This is a genomic window from Mesorhizobium sp. Arg314 (assembly GCF_053714275.1).
This window is the reverse complement of record NZ_JBSKBP010000177.1, coordinates 1-1034: the sequence shown is the minus strand read 5'-3', so window position 1 is coordinate 1034 and position 1034 is coordinate 1. Positions and strand designations below refer to the sequence as shown.

Sequence of the window (1034 nt, the reverse complement as noted above, 5' to 3'; positions counted from 1 at the left end):
GCAACAGACGCAGCTCGCCGGATCTCGGAGGGTCCGCCCTTGGTGGATTGCTGAACAGGCTCGTTCATTGCCACTTGGTTCCTATCGCTCGGCGCCGAAGATAGAAGCGACTGTCTCGTTTGCAGTTGCCAGCAGTTCCGCGATGGCTCGGCGGGCCGCGATGGCCTCGCAGGAGTAGCGCCCATGTCGATAGCTGCCGTGAGCCTTGCCCTTCGGGGCGCCGGCCCGCGCCCCATGCATGCGGCATACGGCCTTTCCGCGTACCGCTGGCGCTTGGCATCGCAAACCGCTCCGTTTGCTCTTGGCGTGGCACCTGAGGGCTGCATGGGCCTTTTGCATACCATTAGGCTGCATTTTCGCTGCCCCCACCCCCATGCGCAACATTGCCGACGATCGCCTGCCCGCCGGGCTCGACCGTGACTCGCTCGACAATGACCCGCTGCTCGCCCTTGCTCCGGTATCGCTTCAGGGCTTCGACCTGGGCAGCGAACGTACGCGCCAGCTTGTTGAATGCCTTCTCCGCGCTGTCCTGTTGCACGATGTTGTCGACGTGGGCGAGGCGCCTGGCGAACGTCATCGTTGCGAGGTGAACGGCCGCCATCTGCGAGGCAAGCAAGGCCTCGACTTCGTCTTTGGGTGCGATGCCAGTGACGATAGCCAGCGCGAAGTTGGAGCCTTTCTCGTCCGGTTTTGCTCCCTGGCTCCCGATGTTAATGATCTGCCCGATTAGACCCTCGGCGAAGTCGTCGCTTGAGGTCCCCATCGCCTCCATCCAAAGGGCGCACCCGACGTTCGGATCAGCATGGTCGTTGGTTACCTTGATGCCGTCGATTTTGAGCCTCGGCACAAGGGGGGCCTTCTTCCGGCGAGAATAGTGCTTCGCCATGGTCGCCTTCTCGCGATCGGCCTTATGTGATGCAGCAGCCGGCGCTGCCTTTTCGGCCTCTGCCGGTTGTGGAGCGGGCTGTTTAAGCGGGACGACTTTCAACGGAATGTCTCCTGGATTGATGATCGATCGGAAGTCCCCTCGTGCG

1 protein-coding gene is annotated in these 1034 nt (G+C 62.3%); it reads right to left on the bottom strand.

The genetic code is table 11. The features are described 5' to 3' along the window. Nucleotides 1–343 precede the first annotated feature (343 nt). Nucleotides 344–1034: hypothetical protein (locus tag ACWGS9_RS34925; RefSeq protein WP_454509444.1), on the bottom strand; the 691-nt coding region annotated here is incomplete at its 5' end.